Source organism: Ktedonobacter sp. SOSP1-52, from assembly GCF_016587395.1.
This window is the reverse complement of record NZ_BNJH01000003.1, coordinates 97289-114158: the sequence shown is the minus strand read 5'-3', so window position 1 is coordinate 114158 and position 16870 is coordinate 97289. Positions and strand designations below refer to the sequence as shown.

14 protein-coding genes are annotated in these 16870 nt (G+C 55.4%); 6 read left to right on the top strand and 8 right to left on the bottom strand.

The genetic code is table 11. The annotated features are described in order from the left end of the window. Nucleotides 1–218 precede the first annotated feature (218 nt). Complete coding sequence (locus tag JMJ16_RS26165; protein WP_201386352.1) at nucleotides 219–1316, top strand: tetratricopeptide repeat protein; 1098 nt, start codon at nucleotides 219–221, stop codon at nucleotides 1314–1316. A gap of 63 nt (nucleotides 1317–1379) precedes the next feature. On the opposite strand, the gene JMJ16_RS26160 is transcribed toward JMJ16_RS26165, so the two are convergent. Continuing rightward, a complete protein-coding gene (locus tag JMJ16_RS26160; RefSeq protein WP_236601701.1) occupies nucleotides 1380–2783 on the bottom strand; it encodes an HD domain-containing protein in 1404 nt (467 codons plus the stop codon). A 430-nt stretch (nucleotides 2784–3213) separates the two neighbouring features. Between JMJ16_RS26160 and JMJ16_RS26155 the strand changes: the two genes are divergently transcribed. Then, complete coding sequence (locus JMJ16_RS26155) at nucleotides 3214–4101, top strand: HAD family hydrolase (protein ID WP_201386339.1); 888 nt, start codon at nucleotides 3214–3216, stop codon at nucleotides 4099–4101. Here the strand turns inward: JMJ16_RS26155 and JMJ16_RS26150 are convergent. The 4 genes from JMJ16_RS26150 to rpmE form a co-directional block, all read right to left on the bottom strand. After that, the gene (locus JMJ16_RS26150; protein ID WP_201386337.1) at nucleotides 4044–4769 is read right to left on the bottom strand and encodes a dual specificity protein phosphatase family protein; all 726 of its coding nucleotides are present in this window, start codon (nucleotides 4767–4769) and stop codon (nucleotides 4044–4046) included. The genes JMJ16_RS26155 and JMJ16_RS26150 overlap by 58 nt on opposite strands. 25 nt (nucleotides 4770–4794) lie before the next feature. Then, on the bottom strand, nucleotides 4795–5763 hold the full coding sequence (locus tag JMJ16_RS26145; RefSeq protein WP_201386335.1) for a DUF1385 domain-containing protein: 969 nt from the start codon (nucleotides 5761–5763) through the stop codon (nucleotides 4795–4797). 107 nt (nucleotides 5764–5870) lie between these two features. Beyond that, entirely contained in the window at nucleotides 5871–7358 is a 1488-nt protein-coding gene (locus JMJ16_RS26140) for a glycosyltransferase (protein ID WP_201386333.1), read from the bottom strand. Nucleotides 7359–7575: 217 nt separating this feature from the next. Further along, nucleotides 7576–7785: a 50S ribosomal protein L31 gene (gene rpmE, locus JMJ16_RS26135; RefSeq protein ID WP_201370942.1), complete on the bottom strand. Its 210-nt coding sequence runs from the start codon at nucleotides 7783–7785 to the stop codon at nucleotides 7576–7578. Between the two features lie 561 nt (nucleotides 7786–8346). On the opposite strand from rpmE, the gene purB reads away from it, so the two are divergent. The 3 genes from purB (at nucleotide 8347) to fni (ending at nucleotide 12747) form a co-directional block, all read left to right on the top strand. Then, nucleotides 8347–9660: an adenylosuccinate lyase gene (gene purB, locus JMJ16_RS26130; protein WP_201386331.1), complete on the top strand. Its 1314-nt coding sequence runs from the start codon at nucleotides 8347–8349 to the stop codon at nucleotides 9658–9660. A 150-nt stretch (nucleotides 9661–9810) separates the two neighbouring features. Beyond that, nucleotides 9811–11367 carry a hypothetical protein gene (locus tag JMJ16_RS26125; protein ID WP_201386329.1) on the top strand — a complete coding sequence of 519 codons (1557 nt, stop codon included), beginning with the start codon at nucleotides 9811–9813 and terminating at the stop codon, nucleotides 11365–11367. 243 nt (nucleotides 11368–11610) lie between these two features. Beyond that, nucleotides 11611–12747 (top strand): type 2 isopentenyl-diphosphate Delta-isomerase, encoded by a 1137-nt coding sequence (fni, locus tag JMJ16_RS26120; protein WP_201386327.1) that lies wholly within the window; start codon nucleotides 11611–11613, stop codon nucleotides 12745–12747. 74 nt (nucleotides 12748–12821) lie between these two features. Here fni and JMJ16_RS26115 read toward each other — a convergent pair whose 3' ends face one another. The 3 genes from JMJ16_RS26115 to JMJ16_RS26105 all read right to left on the bottom strand — a co-directional run bounded on the left by JMJ16_RS26115 (nucleotide 12822) and on the right by JMJ16_RS26105 (nucleotide 15532). Then, nucleotides 12822–13448 (bottom strand): molybdenum cofactor guanylyltransferase, encoded by a 627-nt coding sequence (locus tag JMJ16_RS26115; protein ID WP_201386326.1) that lies wholly within the window; start codon nucleotides 13446–13448, stop codon nucleotides 12822–12824. Between the two features lie 96 nt (nucleotides 13449–13544). Further along, complete coding sequence (locus JMJ16_RS26110; protein WP_007907502.1) at nucleotides 13545–14003, bottom strand: hypothetical protein; 459 nt, start codon at nucleotides 14001–14003, stop codon at nucleotides 13545–13547. Between the two features lie 239 nt (nucleotides 14004–14242). Then, entirely contained in the window at nucleotides 14243–15532 is a 1290-nt protein-coding gene (locus JMJ16_RS26105; RefSeq protein ID WP_201386324.1) for a carbohydrate kinase family protein, read from the bottom strand. Nucleotides 15533–15749: 217 nt separating this feature from the next. Here JMJ16_RS26105 and JMJ16_RS26100 point away from each other — a divergent pair, with 217 nt between their 5' ends. Beyond that, nucleotides 15750–16805 carry a DUF1611 domain-containing protein gene (locus JMJ16_RS26100; RefSeq protein ID WP_201386322.1) on the top strand — a complete coding sequence of 352 codons (1056 nt, stop codon included), beginning with the start codon at nucleotides 15750–15752 and terminating at the stop codon, nucleotides 16803–16805. Nucleotides 16806–16870 lie beyond the last annotated feature (65 nt).

The following is a 16870-nucleotide window of genomic DNA, read 5'->3' as shown; positions in this document are numbered from 1 at the left end:
TGCTTGTTCATACTATACAAGGGTATTTTTAGAAATCTTTATAGGTTTTGTAAAAATTTTGTATAGTTTTAAATATTGGGTGCCTACCCGAAAACCTGAGCGCTTTAGCGCTAGCCACGAGAGTGGCGTTGGTTTTCGCATAAGAAGGAAAGGGGTTGCCCATAACTGCTGTTAATGAGATAATGGGACGAAACCGAGCAGAGAAGAGCAGCGTATAAATGGAAGAGAATACACCAAAGGTGAATACATTCAATCAGCCCGAGCAGCAACCTACTCATAAATATCCAGGCGAGAACAAGCTTACACCTGACCAGTTACGCCAGCAGGCTCAGGAGCAATTGCAAGCCCAGAACTGGTCGCAGGCCATTCTCTACTTCAGTGAGCTAAGCAAGCAGAATGAGGAGGATAAAGAGGCGCTTATCGGCCTGGCAACGGCGCTCGATGCCATGGGCGACTATGAAGCTCTCCTGGAGACAGCCAGGCGTATGCTTGAGGCCGCGCTCAATTCAGCGCAAGGCCTGGCCTTCAAGGCGCGTGCCTTACAGAAACTGGAGCGCATCTCTGAAGCCACCATCGCCAACGACCAGGCACTCCTGCTCGATACGAACCTCCCGCTCGCCTGGCTGAATCGAAGCGGGCTACAACTACTGCAACAACGCTTCCCCGAGGCATTGCGAAGTGCCCAACGCGCGGTCACGCTCGCTCCTGATGATGCACGAGCCTGGGCCAACCAGGGCGTTGCTCTGCTCAACTTTAATCGCCTTAACGAAGCCCTCGAAAACTTCAGTAAAGCCCTTGAGCTGGACCCACAGAATCTCTTTGTGCTGCAAATGAAGGGCGAGATCCTCTGCCGCCTGGGCCGTATGCAAGAGGTTATAGCAGTGACGCGCGAGGCACTCCTCATGCACCCTGGTCATACGCCCTCACTCATCCAGGCCGTACAGGCCTTGCGCTCGCTTGAGATGTACGATGCCCTCAAAGAGGTGGCCCGCGAACTCATCGCCCAGGTACCTGATAATCTCTTTGCCTGGGAGAACTATATGCGTGCCTGGCGTGGTCTGGGCCTCTATGAAGAGGCCGACGAGACGCTCGATCAACTACTCCAGCTTGACCCCGATAGCGTTCGCTTCTGGACGCTCAAGGCCGATACGCTCTTCAGGCTTGAGCGCTACCGCGAGGCCGCCCGCTGCTCCGAGCATGCGCTTCGCCTGGATATGGAGTATGCGCCCGCGCTCCGCCTACGCGAAAAAGCCTTAAAGCAGATGTATCAGAAGCGCGAGAAGGCAGTCTTGCACACGGTAAACCCTCAAGCATAAACATAAGATAACGATAATGCGTGTGGGGTAGGCGAAGCCTACCCCACACGCATTATCGTTATCTTATACCAGTTCTTCCAGAGTGGGCAGAACAATATCGTCGCGGTGCGAGGTCAACGATGACCGCAGGCGCTCCGACACCACCAGGCGAATACGGCGCTGGTGCTGCTCATAACGCGCCAGGTCATCGGGCTGGAGTCCGGTCACCTCAACCCAGCTCATAAAGGGTTTCATGCCCACGGGCGGATGCTCAAACACGATATTGAGATCCATTTCCCACTTCTCCGGTCGCGGAATGTCAAAGAGCAACTCATGCTCGGCAATCTCGGTATCCAGAACCTCCGAGAGACGCTCGCCTAGCTGGCACTCCACCCGCCGTCTGCGTTCCGCGTCCCAGAACAACGCATCCAAGCGGTTAAAGAAGCGACCGGCCATGCGGCTGATCTCCAGCACGACTTTATGTGGCTGACGATTGGTCAGGCTCTCAGCCAGGGCGCGTGTGCTCTGCGGCATGGGCTCGCTGCGCAACAGGGTCATCAGCGAGTAGTCATCCAGGCCCACCAGTTGGTCCGCCTTCAGCTGCCCACTTTGGAGCGCATCCTGGACCGCGCGCACCAGCATCACCTGGAAGGCGCGGCTAGTATGATGCCAGTAGATATTGTCAAACATCTCCTGGCGCGCATGGAGGAGAGAATGCAGGGGACTGACACCCTTATGGGTAACGACAATGCTACGCTTCCCATCCACCTTATGCACCAGCAGCGACCCCAACAGACGCGAGACATCCACGCCTCCATAGGGAACGTTACAGCCACGCGCATCCCGTGGTAAGTAGTCCAGTTTATCGACATCCAGGGGACCACTCAAGAGGTGGCTGAGCAGTTCATCGTCGGGATGGCGCTGCCGGTTTTTGGGGGGATCAATGAAATCGGCTACGCGCTCAGGCGAGAGATGATAGTCGCGCTCCAGCACATCCGCGATAGAACTCTTCTCAATCACCGTGCGCCCGATACGCTCGTGCAACAGAATCGGGGAGCCCAGCTCCTCAATCGTGTGCGAGTAGGGATAGTGACCAATATCATGCAGCAGAGACGCCACGACAAGCGCCTGGATGCTGCTGACCGCGACCCCATCCAAACCACCACGCTCGCCACGCTGGAGCAGCGCTCGTAAGGCCCGCACAGTCAGGTGATAGCAACCAAGACTATGCTCATAGCGTGTATGCGTCGCTCCCGGCCAGATGCGGTAGACAAAGCCAAGCTGCTTCACCTGCTGCAAACGGAGAAACTCAGGGGTTCCAATCAGCTTAATCTCGCGTGGCCCCAGGGGGATCAATTCATACAGGCTATCGCGCACCGTGCTGACCGGCTGCATATCAGGCAACAGCGGCAGATCCTCATTATCAATCCAGTGATGGCGCATATGCGGCTGAATTACGCTTGTATCCACTGGTTGTGTTCTATCCATCTTTGTATTCTGCTCTCTATCATTCACCTCAAAATGAGGAGTATGTTCCATTTCAGCAAATTGTTCTTCTTGCATATTCGTACCCACCAGTATCGCCCTATCTTTCTACCATCTAGTTCCAAACAAAAAAGCCTATACATATTTTATGATGCCAGGACATCCCCATACCAGGGGTATGATACCCCTGCTCTTATTCTTCTTCTCTGCCGACAAAGAGAGTATGGAAATGTCTGTGAGTTGCGCACACGGTACTTTTTTTGCTCAACATTGCAAGGTCGCTTCACACTTCCTATAATAAGCACAAGAGCACTATGCACCTGGAATACTCCTTAGCACCCAGGCCAGAGCATAGAGGGACAGCAGATCCCATACAACAGATATGAGCAGTTTCTCTATCAACTACTAGAATGAGATAATTTATCTAAAAGCTATGCAACAACCTCTTTCACCCACATCTATCAAAATGATCGCAATCGATATTGATGGTACGCTCCTCGACCCACACAAACATATCACGCCGCGTACACGCGCCGCGATAGAGCAGGCACGCGAGGAAGGCATTATTGTGACGCTAGCTACGGCCCGGCGCTACGTCAACACTGGCTATATCGCCTCCGAGCTGGGCATAGATCTCCCGATCATTATGTATGACGGCGCCCTGATCCTTGAACATCCTGGTGGACGCATCTTCCATACGCAGAAGTTGCAGGCCGAGATCGCGCACCAGGCCCTGGAGATCCTGGTTCGGCACAAGGTCCAGCCTATCATTCATCACTACCATGAGGAGCAAGAGGAGACCTGGACCGGACCAGAGGAGTTTGATACGACCTGGATCGCGCCCTACCTCGAAATCGCGCAAGGCCTCCGGCGTCTGCATTATCAGCACTGCTGTCTCGGCCAGCCTGATCCCCTACGCGTCGTCGCCTTTACATCGGAGGAGATTATTCAGCGTATGCTTCCTGAGATCTCAGCCCTTGAGTGCGCCTGGAATACAACTCCCCTGGGCAGTTATCGCACAGCCGAGCTATCCATCATGCATCAACATTGCTCCAAGGCCAGCGGTGTCCAGGCGTTGGCGAGCTATCTAGCTATTCCACTCAGCCAGGTTATGGCCATAGGAGATGGGAATAACGATATCGAGATGCTGCAAAGCGTGGGCTGGGGAGTCGCCATGGGGCAGGCACGCGCGAAGGTACGCGAGGCGGCGAAGGCGATCACCGCCAGCAACGCCGAGGATGGCGTTGCTGAAGCAATCGAACGTTATGCTCTTGGCAGCGACTTGCAAGCTACTTCAAATTCGCGTAAGCGCGCAACCTGACGACCATTGGGCGCGGCCTGCCAGCGCTGGCGCTGCACCAGTTCAAGCGCCTCCGAGGCATGCATACCTCCATACACCAGCGCGGAACAGGTTAGCAATACGCTGCGCCCTACTCCATGCTCACAGTGGATCAGGACCCGCCCATCCTTTTGCAGTTGCGTATTGACCCAGCGCGATCCCTCTAGCAACTGTTCAACGCTCAGCGGCCAGGTGTCAGGCGTGGGCAGATACAAAAGCTCAATTCCCTGTGCACGCATGGCTTCCGCGTCATCACAATACTCTGAACGCGTATCGACGACATGGGTTACCCCAACCTTCGCCAGTGCCGCAATATCTTCGGGGCGTACCCGGCCACCAACCGCGAGATGACTGTTGACCCAGCTCATATTGAGCTTATCGGGCAGCGGAACGCGCAAAGCATGGGCGATGCGCTCCCCCAGCGAATCCTCCGGGCAGAGACGCGCGGCGATACGCGTCCAGTAGCGATAGAGGAGGCGCATGACGCCACTGGTGCCCCAACGCCAAAATGAAAATTTGACCGCCCGAGCTGGAGAGGAGGCTTGCTGCTGCTCTAGTTCAGCCTGCTCAACCGCGGCAAAGGCCTTGATATTTTTATCTTCTGGCCTCTCACCAGGAGGTGGAGCAACCTGTTTTGATTCTGATTGCATCACTGGTCCATTATCCTTTTATAACTTACTGGGCCGTCACAAGCGGCGCGGGCTCTTGCGCCCCAGCTTCCGCCTTCTGGTCGTTTTCTAGTACGCGTTGCAGAGCGGCAATCGAGCATTCAATCATTGCATCATCCGGCTCGCGCGTTGTCAAGCTCTGCAAGGCCAGGCCAGGGGCAAGCAGCCAGCGTACCAGGCGCAAACGATAGTTGGCCGCGCCCAGGCGCATCAATTCGTATGCGATGGATGCCACAATCGGCACAAGCACGATACGCGATAGAAGTTTAATCGGCAGCGAGGGCGTCACCACCAGGGCAAAGACGAGGATCGAGAGGACCGCGACAATCAGCAAGAAACCGGTCCCACAACGCGTATGCACACGCGTGGCAGCGCGCACATGCGCGACATCCAGCGGGTCGCCGTGTTCCATAGCGTTAATTGCCTTGTGCTCGGCTCCGTGATAGCCGAAAACGCGCTGAATATCAGGCACGCGACCGATCAGGAGGAGATAGCCAATCAAGAGTGCCAGGCGTAGCACACCCTCCAGGATAAGGCTTAGCCAGCCTGTGCCGATCCAGTGCCCCAGAAGATTCGTCACTACCAGCGGCCCCACAAAAAAGATCGCCACCGCGATGGTCATGGAGATAACCAGCGAGAGGGTCATTGATCCACTCATCTTCGTTGGATCTTCATTGGCAGGGACCTGCTCTGCCTTCGCGGTTGCCTGATTATCGGACTCAGTGCCAGGCTCCTCGGAGGCGACATTGGCCGAAAGCGTCATAATGCGTGAACCGAGGACCAGGGTCTCCCAGAGCAGCAACATGCCACGCATAAAGGGCAAGCTAAAAAACTTACTACGAAGGCGCTCTGGCAGCGGCTCCTCATACACATAGATACTTTGATCAGCCTTGCGCATCGCGACCGCGAAAGACGTCTTTCCCCGCATCATGACCCCTTCAATCACCGCCTGCCCACCATAATAAAACCTGGCCATAACGATCTCCTTTAATAGGGCGCACATCCCATAGAGCGTGTTATATATAAAGAGTGATATAAAGGATCATTAGTCTTCATGTCAACCAATGACGCCTCTGCTGGTTACTATCGACGTATCCTTCTGAAGCGTTTAACCGCACGCTCGTTCGGAGAGGTATCCAGCGTTGTGCTGTTCTCTGAGATGTCACGTGTACGCGCGAAACGACGCATCACTGGATTGCGTAGTAGCGTCTTGCTTATCACCGGGCGACGCACGCGCACCCCCTGGCGTCGAATGCGGATCGAGGAACGCAGGCGACCAGAGAGACGCTGTTGCTGCCGCTGCCACTGTCGCGACTGCCAGATGCTTCCGGTCTCGGGCGCGGGAAGGTAGCTCAAAATGCATTGCGCGATATCGAAGGAGGCGCGCGCGCGGCTGATGTTACGCGCATTCGCCAGGCGCCTCTGCAGGATCTCGGAACCAGGTTTAATGAGTTTGCGCAACTCGTTCACCAGTGTGCGTGGGTCCAGCGCGAGCACGCCCAGGTCATTATGGAGCACGAACTCAACATTGCCCTCTTCCTGCCCGGGTACATAGCCACTGAGGATGATTGGCAGGTCACAGGAGAGCGCCTCACAGATCGTGCCGGGACCCGCCTTAGTTACGATAATATCGGCGGCTCGCATCAACTCCGGCATATTATGCACAAAACCAAAGATCTTCGCCTGGACATGGAAGTTTGAACGCGTGCGCTGGAGATGCGCGTAGAGACGACGGTTACGTCCGGTCACCACCATCAGTTGTACGGGGAGACGCGCCTGTGAAATAGCCTTGACAGCGGCCTGTAAGCCGCCTGCACCATCACCACCACCAACCAGCAGAACCGTCGGCAGATCATTCTGGAGATTAAAGCGCTTGCGTAACTCCTCTTTCTCCTCGGTGGGCAAGGTAAATTTGGGATCAATGGGCATGCCAAGCATATGCAAGCGCTTAGGGTCCAATCCGCGCTGCAAGTAGAGCCGCTTTGCCTCCTCGGTGGGCACAATATAGGCATCGGCCCCTTCGGCAAACCAGGTATAGTGGACCGTTACCAGGTCGGTGACCACGGTCAAGAAGGGAATTTTCAGGCCCAACTCCTGTAAGGCATGCACCGTTACATGGTTGAGCAGTGGATGAATAGAAACGATGATATCTGGCTGGACGCTGGTAATCAAGCGCATGAGTCCATTGAGGATCAGAGGCGTAGCCAGCGTTTGAACGGCCTTGACCGTTCCCTCCTGGTTGCTTAAATGAAAGACATCGCCAAAGAGTTTAGGATTATAGCGAATGGTTGGGCCATAGAGCTTGACGGCCTCACGTAGCGGGAAGCGGCTATACTCTTCAAAGACATCTACGATCTCAACGCGGTAGTTTGTCGGTTCGGGTAAGGAGTTCGTAGCCTTGCTGGTAGCGCCTGTCGTTTCTGAATCAGTGTGCTGGTTTACCTGTTGCGCCTGCCAGGCTTCCTGCTCTTGCTGCGAAATAAGTTTGATCGCATTATGAATGGCATTGGCAGCACTACGATGCCCGGCTCCAGTATCCGCGATCAGGAACAATATGGTGCGTTGCTTCACCAGGTAACTCACCCCCTAAAATCGGTGCATCCATCTTACTTCTGATCCGAAAACCCTGAGCGCGCTTGTCCCCGAATGGGGGGAGCGCTAGGCACGTAAGTGACGTTGGGTTTCGGAATAAGATCTTACTGGATGTATCAACCATCTCACAGACTGCAAAAAAGGGATAAAGGACCTCCAGGAGGTCTCCTTTATCCCTTTTCCATAAGCAAAAGGCCTATTCTTCTTCTTCCAAGCTAAAGCGCTTGCGGAAGCGCTCCACACGGCCAGCGGTGTCTAGAATACGCTGCTGACCAGTGAAGAACGGGTGGCACTTTGAGCACACGTCAACTTTGAGGACGGGCTTAACGCTCAAGGTCTTGAAAGTGCTGCCACAGGCACAGCTCACTGTGGCTTCAATAACGTTTGGATGGATTCCTTGTTTCATCTACCAAATCGGCCTTGTGGAGACTCCTGGCTGCTCGCCATGTGAGGGAACAAAGCCGCTCCTTTCTTTTCCCTTTCCCCTTACGGGGAGCCATTTTTCATAAGAGGAACGACTAAACCCCTTTGCTCGAGTTGAGCTTCCGCTTTCACGGATAAGTTTTTTTTGCGTAGGAGAAGATTATACTTGTCTGATCTCTACGTGTGAGAAGATTGTACATGTCTGGTCTCGCCACGTCAAGATGCATGGCACCGATCAGCCACAATAACAACCTATCCCTCTCCCTATAGAGAACAGAATAGGAGCATACAGTATTCCCTGCGTTTATGTGCGTCCAGAGGGGCCAAACTTTTGGTACTGGTCCTCTCCCATACGCTTTTTCGCTCATATTCTACCATAGATAACACTTTTTGGCACTCCTCTATGCCCTCACATCACCACACCCTTACCCCAAGCGTCGCAGGCGCGAGGATGAGTTTTGCTCAGAGTGGTGATGTGATACACTTACAGCGGACGAAAATGTCACCCCCCCACTAACACAAACTGAGGTTATATCAGACTACCATGATTGAACGCTATACACTGCCAGAAATGGCTGCTATCTGGTCCGATAAGAATAAGACCGACAAATGGCTCCAGGTTGAACTGCTCGCCTGTGAAGGCTGGGCTAAAGATGGAGTCATTCCCGCTGAAGATATCGCCAAGATTCGCAATGCTCGCTATAACGCGGAGCGGATGAAGGAGATCGAACGCGAGACCCATCACGATGTGATCTCGTTCCTGCGCTCAATTCAGGAGCAACTGGGACCCGAGGGTCGCTTTATCCACCTGGGCATGACCTCCTCCGATGTGCTGGATACTGGCCTGGCGGCTCAGATGCAAGATGCCGGCGAACTCTTGAGCGCATCTCTGGCTAAACTGGTTGAGGTCGTCGGTGAGGCGGCGAAGAAGTATAAGTATACCCTGATGGCTGGACGCTCGCACGGTATCCATGCCGAACCCCTCACCTTTGGTCTGAAACTGGCCCTCTGGTACGATGAGCTGAAGCGACACCAGCAGCGCCTGGCGGCCGCGATTGAGCAGGTCTCGGTCGGCAAGATCTCGGGAGCAGTCGGCACGCATGCCACAATTCCACCACACATCGAGGAATTTGTCTGCGAGCAGATGGGCCTGGGCGTGGCTCCCATCTCTAACCAGGTGGTCCAGCGCGACCGCCACGCGCACTTTATTACCGCCCTGGCACAGGTTGGCGGCTCGCTTGAGAAGATGGCGCAGGAGATTCGCCACTTGCAGCGTACCGAGCTTAGCGAGGCCTTCGAGCCCTTTGGCTCTGGTCAGCAGGGCTCTTCCGCCATGCCCCATAAGCGCAATCCTGAGCTCTGTGAGCGCATCTGCGGACTAGCTCGCCTGCTGCGTGGCTACGCCGTGACGGCGATGGAGAATGTGGCCCTCTGGCATGAGCGCGACATCAGCCATTCCTCGACGGAGCGCGTGATCATTCCAGATGCCTGCACCATCCTCCACTATATGCAGCACATCTTCACCAATGTCATCGATGGCCTGCAGGTTGACGAAGAGCGCATGCTGGCCAACCTGGGCATGACGGGTGGCCTCGTCTTCTCGCAGCGCATCCTGCTAGCCCTCATCGATAAGGGTGTTGGCCGCCAGGAAGCCTACAAGATGGTTCAGCGCAACGCCAAGAAGGTCTGGGCGATGGCTAGCACAGGTCCCATTCAGGGTCCGGCCCTTCTCAATGCCCTGAGCAGCGATAGCGAGGTTACCCAGTACCTCTCCCGCCCCGAGCTAGAGGAGTTGACCAATACCGACTTCTACACCAAGCATGTCGATACCTCCTTCAAACGCGTAGGTCTGGCATAAATGCCAATATAGTATAGACGTGTGGCGCGTGGGCTTCGCCCACGCGCCACACGTCTATTTACTACTTCTATCCTGGCAGCATGCTATATAATAGTGATTGGTCATCTTGTCCCGCCGGGGCAATTTAAATAAATAGAGGTTATATGTTGTTTGTTAAATAAACTTTTGCCACCCTTCGCGCCACCATCAACTGGTGTGAAGACACAGACGCGTCATTCACTTTGGGGGCTACTCTGGCTAGCTATCGCCACAGAGCTTTTGTATCTCTTTCTCCTCGCGATCTCGCCCCTGCCAGCCCTGCACCTGAGTCCAACTCCACTTTCAACCAGCTACCCCTGGCTGGTTCAACCCTTTCAATGGCTCACTTCAAGTCTGCTAGCCCTGAAGCTCCAGTTTGTGGAACTACCCGCTTTGCTTTTTGGCGCGACGCTGCTACTCCTCAATGGGCTCTATGTTCTGGCGCTACGCAGTCTACGTGCTCATGTAGATATAGATACGAAGGGTTCACACTGGCTGCTATTTCTGCTTGGGAGCGCTCTGCTCTTTGGCCTGACATTATTACTCCTCCCACGGCTCTTCTCAGATAATGTCTTTACCTATATCTTCGCCGGGCGGACGCTAGCCACCTATCATCTCGATCCCTTTCGGACCACGCCCGCCCAGATCCCTTCCGATCCCTCGTATCCCTGGATTCTCTCCAGCCGCCACGAGGCAAGCACCTATGCCCCTCTCTGGCTTTATCTCTCGGCCCTCATCACTCAGTTAAGCGCCTCGCTGGCGTTTCTCTTATTGCTCTTTAAAGGCCTGGCCTTACTCACGCATCTGCTTAATATTCTGCTCGTCTGGAGCATTCTCGGGCGGCTTGCGCCCTCGCGCCGCCTGGTGGGTACATTGCTCTATGCCTGGAATCCCCTGGCCCTGATTGAGCTGGCCGGAAACGGCCATAACGAGGGACTCTGTATGTTCCTCCTCCTGCTGGGTACCTGGTGTCTGCTACGTGCAAGGCAACCACGCTATGCCGCTGGCGCGCTCCTCTGCTTTGGCCTGGCGGTCAGCACAAACCTGATCGCGCTCCTGGTGCTTCCACTCTATGCCTGGTTTAGCGTGGACCATACCCGCACCCCCTGGCAGGTAGCGCTCGCCTTTACCTGGCGCCTTCTAGCCATGCTGCTGCCAACGCTACTCCTCTTCCTGCCGCTCTGGAATGGATCTAATACCTTCTTCGCCTTGACCTCAGCCATTGATATGGCTCACTTTGTACATTCACCGGCAGGCTTCCTGGCCCTGCCCTTACGCGCCCTCTTCACCTGGTTTGCGCAGCTCTCGCACATGCCAGCCTATCTCAATCCCGTGGCCTCGGCGGACCTGACGGTACGCGCCTCAGCCACCTTTGTGTTTGTGCTGATCTATATGCGCCAGTTTGGCGAGATCCGCGATGCACGCCTGGCTGTCAGGCAACCACTTCCTGAGCAATTCACGCGTAAAATTGGCCCGGAAGGGCAACTGGCAAGCATCGATACACTAGTAAATGGATGGACGATTACCATTTTCTGGTATTTAATCCTGGTTTCTGGCTGGTTCTGGCCCTGGTATGTCTTGTGGCTCTTCTGGGCTGTCGTACTACGTCGTCTCGATCTCTTCTCGATCACCATCCTTATGCTGATGGCGACCGCGTTACTCGTCTACGCGTTCACCGCTTTTAGTTAAGATCCTGTCGAGATCCTATTGCTACTTATCAGACTGCCATAATTTTTGGCCTTCCACTCGTCTATCTCTTAATAGCCAGAATCCGGGGTCGCCACGCTCTTGAGTAAGCTTCCTATTAGAAAACCTGAGCGCGCTTGTCCCCGAATGGGGGAAGCGCTAGCCGCGTGAGCGGCGTTGGTTTTCGCATAAGAAGGAAGTGGCTCTCTTGAGGAAGCCAGCCATGCAGAAAGGACCGCAGATCGCATGACCGATGAAGTAAAACAACGCAAGATTGAACATGTCAACATCGCCCTGGAGCGGGATGTCTCCGCGCCCCAGCAGGCAAACTGGAGCGACATCCGCCTGGTACACCAGGCCTTGCCAGAGGTAGATCTAGATGCCGTCGATACCTCGGTCGAGTTTCTCGGACAACGGTTGCGCTATCCTCTCTTCATTTCATCGCTTACCGGTGGGCATCCCGATGTGCTCACGATCAACCGCAACCTGGCACGCGCCGCTGAAGAGTACGGTCTGGCCCTGGGTGTGGGCAGCCAGCGCGCCGCTATCGTCAATCCCGAGGTCTCTGACAGCTTCGCAGTGACACGTGAACAGGCTCCCCACGCCTTCTTGATTGCCAATATTGGCGCACCCCAACTGATCGCGCAGGAGCGCCACGCACCCTTTACCATTGAACAGGTGCAGCGTGCCACGGCAATGATTGGCGCTAACGCGCTTGCGATCCATATGAATAGCTTGCAGGAGGCGGCGCAGCCCGAGGGCGACCGGCGCGCCTTTGGCGAGGTTGAGGCCCTGTGCAAGCTTATTCCACAATTAGAGCTACCCGTCATCGCTAAAGAGACGGGCGCGGGCGTCAACCGTGAGCAGGCCCTTATCCTGCGTTCCTGCGGCGTCTCGGCTATTGATGTTGGGGGCGCGGGCGGGAGTAGTATGTCGGCCCTGGAGGCCTTCCGCTCACAGTCACGAGGCGATGAGCAAACCATGCGTATCGGGGCACTCTATCGCGATTGGGGCATTCCAACCCCTATCGCAGTCGTCGAATGTGGTGTCGCCCGTCTGCCACTGATCTCTACCGGTGGCGTGCGCAATGGCCTGGATGCGGCGCGAGCCCTCTCGCTCGGCGCGTCCCTGGTGGGCATGGGATTTCCCTTCTTGAAAGCGGCCAGTCAGGGCTATGAGCCGGTCTGCGAACTCCTGCAAGGCTTCATCGCCGAACTCAAAGTGGCAATGCAGTTGAGCGGGGCCGCCAGTATTCAGCAATTACATGAGACGGACGTGGTCGTAACGGGAGAGACGCGTGCCTGGCTCCAGCAACGCGGCTTCGAGGACGAACTTAAAGACCTGGCCCAGCGCCGCTGGAAACGTCTGCGCCCAGGAGAATAATTAAATCAGGATAGTGGGTATGGTATGAGTTGGCAGTCAAAGACTGCCAACTCATACCATACCCACTATCCTGATTATAAACCTGCTTTTTGTAACTCTTCTGGCGTATTCACATTCACAAAGGAGCGCAAACCGGGATCAACGCGCCGCAGTTGCGCCTCCTCTAAATAATGCACACGCGCTTTCTCCAGTAATGAACGCGGATCACGCCGTCCCGCCCTGAGGCGCTCTTCAATGAGCGGGAGCAGCGCACGTGGATACACAGCCAGCAATACCTGTGGGATCTGCTCAACACGCGGGACGACTATAGCCTCATCAAGCCTCTGAGCAAGCAAGTAGTCGAGCATAGCCGGTTGTACAAACGGCATATCGACTGCGGCGACCAGGGCATGGGTGGCCTCTATTGCCTGTAGGCCGCTATAGAGTCCCATCAAGGGACCTATATCCGCCTCGACATCGGCGACAATGCGTACGCCAGGTAGCGCATAACGCCTACCCTGCTCCTCATCACGCGCCACCAGGATCATCTCCGAACAGCGCGTACGCAGGAGAGCAGTCAGGTGCGCGACAAAGGTCTGCTGCTCAGCCTCGACAGCGAAGTGGCCTGGTGACTCACCCGCATGCAGTGGAAGCAGCGCTTTATCGCGCCCCATACGGCGACTTCGTCCCCCTACGAGCAGAATGCCCGCTGTTGTTCTCATCTTTGTGAATGTGCTCTCTTCAAGGGTTACTTCTTATGCGGAAACCAACGTCGCTCTCGCGACTAGCGCTCCGCGCTCAGGTTTCAGAATAGGCACTTAGCGCGAGGCCGCCTTGCGCTTATTTCCTCGGGGCATATACTGCTGACGTGACTTGTATGCATCATAGCCCGCACGCTCCTGCGGATAGCGCTTCACCAGGTGGAACACCCAGACGCCAGCCCAGACCAGCAAGCTCAAAAGCCAGAGATAGCGCCAGAAACGCCAGGCAAAGAAGTAACCATCGAGGTAGACACGCGCAAAGATCAGGGGTAGCCCGATAAAACAAATGACCGCGAACCAGCCCAGGTAGTTGTCCAGCATACGCTTCGCCAGGGGCTTGCTCTTCACAAAACGCTTGCGACCCTCTACTGAGTAGTAAAAAGTGATTAAAAGACCCGCAATACAGAAGATAAGCCAGGGCCAGAGAAAATGAAATGGCTCGGTCCCGGGAAGTCCACCATTGGACCCGGCGGTAACGGGATCCTCGAATAACCAGCGGAACAGGTTGGTTTGCATGAAAAGTTAACTCCTTTATCGTGTATCCACGCCATGCGATGAACTTTATGATAGCATGGATGCCTGTAAGAGTCTAGAGGGCAACCAGGTAGCCCAAACACCCTCCTACCAGCCTTCTTCGCCCCTGCTTGCCCATCCTTTTAGCAAACCAATTGAAGCCCTCCCGACACCAGCATATGCCAAACCTGTTGTCGCGGTTATGCCTCTTTCGCTCTCCTGTATTGAGGTAAACCAATCAGCTACGCGTAATGGCTATCACCTGGGCCGATCCACACCTCTTGCGTCTCGTGCCAGCGCCACTTAAAGCTCTGCATATCGAGGGGCGAGCGGGATTTTCCCTTAGGAAGCAGGCGTGGCCACCCCGCGGCGATCCGTTCCAGGGTCTCAGGCCAGCTTCGGATGCCGCTCGACGCATCAGGTGCCTCGACGCTACAGGCCCCTACGGCACAGGCCGCCGCCAGGGTCGACACGGGCTGCATCCCACGCAGTAATCCTAGCAGGAAACCCGCGATGGTTGCGTCCCCTGCCCCCCTGGGGCTTACAAGCTGCGTTTCAAAGCAGGGTGCCCATAGCTCGCGCTCAGACCAGTTGATCAGGCTGGTTGGTTGGGCGCGTCCCAGGCCCTCCAGCGCCTCCGCATTCGCGGTACGCAGGTATAAACCCCGATGTCCACATTTAATACCAACAATTTTCGCGCCAAGTTCCAACAAGGTATCGCTCAATTGTGAGATCACATCAGGCTTGATTTTATCGAGCATACTCCCTTTACCAGATTTCGAGGAGAGCTTGTCAAAGAGAGGGCGATCCAACATAAAAAGAAGATCTTCAATACCAGGCAGAAACACATCTACATATGGCAGGGTACGCGTCAGAATTTCGCGCCAGTTCACCTGACCTGCGGGCGCGCTGGGATCAGGCACACACATATCGAGCGAGGTTGTCACGCCCGAGGCTTTGACGCGCTGGAAAACCTGCGCCAGTTCCGCGCCGTTATCCTCATACATCCGCGCCATCATCGACGGATAGCCAAAGTGGAAGAGCGCGATCTTTGAAAGTATTTCATAACGGACATCTTCCGCGCCAAAGGTCGTATTGCATCCCGCCGAGTGCAGCACCACAGATTCCCCCTCGGGAGGACCCAGCACAAGCGAATAGGCGCTCTCCTCGCCCGTCGCAACCACCATACTCTCTACCAGCTTGGGATCATACGAGGACAACAGGCGAAAGATCGCCTGCCCAAAGAGGTCATCGCCCACCTTGCCCATCAAGCCCGTATTGACGCCGAGTTTATGTAAAGCCAGGCCAGTATGCGCGATCTGACCACCGGCTGCAAGGCCCGCTTTTCCTACCCCAACCAATCGACCGGGAGTCAATGCCCCCACGCCTTCAGACAGAGCCGGAGTAATATCCAGGCAAATATGACCTGCGACAATGATTTCGACATCAAGCGCTAGCTGGGTACTGCTCAGTGGAAATGTCCTGGCTCTCAAACGCTCTTCCTGATCATCTTGCTGCTCTTCATCGTACATAAACATCTATCCTTCCAGGGATTCAACTACGTTGCGGCTGCTTGGGAATCACCTTTACATTTAAACACGTACAACCTTCCCTATGCGCTACCAGTTAGTTTCCCTTTAGTGTGCACTGCTTAATCGGCATTGGCATTGACATTGGCATTGACATTGGCATTATATAAAGGGAGAAATTATAGTGGACATTCTTATATTTTTCAGAAGGAGCTGCACAATGCGAAGAATTGTGATCCTGGCGGAGGCGGCCTTTACTCTGCACAGAGCCAAGACAGCGACTGGCGTCATCCGGTATAGCAAGGACAAAGTGGTCGCCGTGATTGATAGCACTCACGCGGGCAAGAATGTGGCCCAGGCCCTCAATGTCGCCCTGGGCGAGGATATCCCCATGGTGCGTGATATCAACGAGGCCCTCCAATATGAGCCAGATGCGCTGATGATCGGCATTGCCCCGGTGGGGGGCGCGCTACCTCCAAGCTGGCGCTGGCAGCTCACCACAGCCATAGAGCATGGCCTGAACATCATCAGCGGCCTGCATACCTTTATTTCCGACGACGAGGAGTTGCGCACGGCGGCAGAACAGAAGGGCGTCACGATCTGGGATGTACGCCGTCCCCAGGGACAACCTCGCGTGGCCAAATTCACCCCTCACCGCCCTGGCAGCCACACGGTCTTGATGGTTGGCTCCGACTGCTCCGCGGGCAAAATGACGGTGGCCCTGGAACTCGAACGCGTCGCGGCCCAACGCGACCTCAATGGGTCCTTCCTGGCAACAGGCCAGACCGGCATCATGATCTCCAACAATGGTCTCCCCATCGACCACCTCATCAGCGATTTTGTGGCGGGCATGGTGGAGGAACAGGTACTCCAACTGGCCGAGGAGCATGACTGGGTCTTTGTCGAGGGACAGGGTGCGCTTAATCACCCCGGTTATTCTCCCGTAACCCTGGGACTGATCCACGGCTCCGCGCCAGATGCCATGATCTTCTGCCACCTGGCGGGCGCAAAAACCATTGATGGCTATGAGAATTGCCCGCTCCCATCGCTGCAACGCCTGATTTCCATCAATGAAGATGCTATCGACTGGATTCGCCAGGATGGCAAGTGCAAAGTCGTGGGCCTGGCACTGATGACAGTTGGGATGAACGATGAGGAGGCACAAGCCGCCATCAAAGCCGCCGAGGAAGAGACCGGCCTTCCCACTACTGACGTCATCCGCTTCGGCGCCGAGAAACTGATGGATGCTCTCCAGCAGCACTTCTCCACTCACTAAACACGGGTTGTTGAGATAAAAAAGGCCTGGCTGGCATGTGCTTTGCACATGCCAGCCAGGCCTTT

Bases quoted from the DNA above. Each gene is read 5' to 3' on its own strand.
- JMJ16_RS26165 (WP_201386352.1), top strand. From the start codon at position 219: ATGGAAGAGAATACACCAAAGGTGAATACATTCAATCAGCCCGAGCAG.
- JMJ16_RS26160 (WP_236601701.1), bottom strand. From the start codon at position 2,783: ATGGATAGAACACAACCAGTGGATACAAGCGTAATTCAGCCGCATATG.
- JMJ16_RS26155 (WP_201386339.1), top strand. From the start codon at position 3,214: ATGCAACAACCTCTTTCACCCACATCTATCAAAATGATCGCAATCGAT.
- JMJ16_RS26150 (WP_201386337.1), bottom strand. From the start codon at position 4,769: ATGCAATCAGAATCAAAACAGGTTGCTCCACCTCCTGGTGAGAGGCCA.
- JMJ16_RS26145 (WP_201386335.1), bottom strand. From the start codon at position 5,763: ATGGCCAGGTTTTATTATGGTGGGCAGGCGGTGATTGAAGGGGTCATG.
- rpmE (WP_201370942.1), bottom strand. From the start codon at position 7,785: ATGAAACAAGGAATCCATCCAAACGTTATTGAAGCCACAGTGAGCTGT.
- purB (WP_201386331.1), top strand. From the start codon at position 8,347: ATGATTGAACGCTATACACTGCCAGAAATGGCTGCTATCTGGTCCGAT.
- fni (WP_201386327.1), top strand. From the start codon at position 11,611: ATGACCGATGAAGTAAAACAACGCAAGATTGAACATGTCAACATCGCC.
- JMJ16_RS26115 (WP_201386326.1), bottom strand. From the start codon at position 13,448: ATGAGAACAACAGCGGGCATTCTGCTCGTAGGGGGACGAAGTCGCCGT.
- JMJ16_RS26110 (WP_007907502.1), bottom strand. From the start codon at position 14,003: ATGCAAACCAACCTGTTCCGCTGGTTATTCGAGGATCCCGTTACCGCC.
- JMJ16_RS26105 (WP_201386324.1), bottom strand. From the start codon at position 15,532: ATGTACGATGAAGAGCAGCAAGATGATCAGGAAGAGCGTTTGAGAGCC.
- JMJ16_RS26100 (WP_201386322.1), top strand. From the start codon at position 15,750: ATGCGAAGAATTGTGATCCTGGCGGAGGCGGCCTTTACTCTGCACAGA.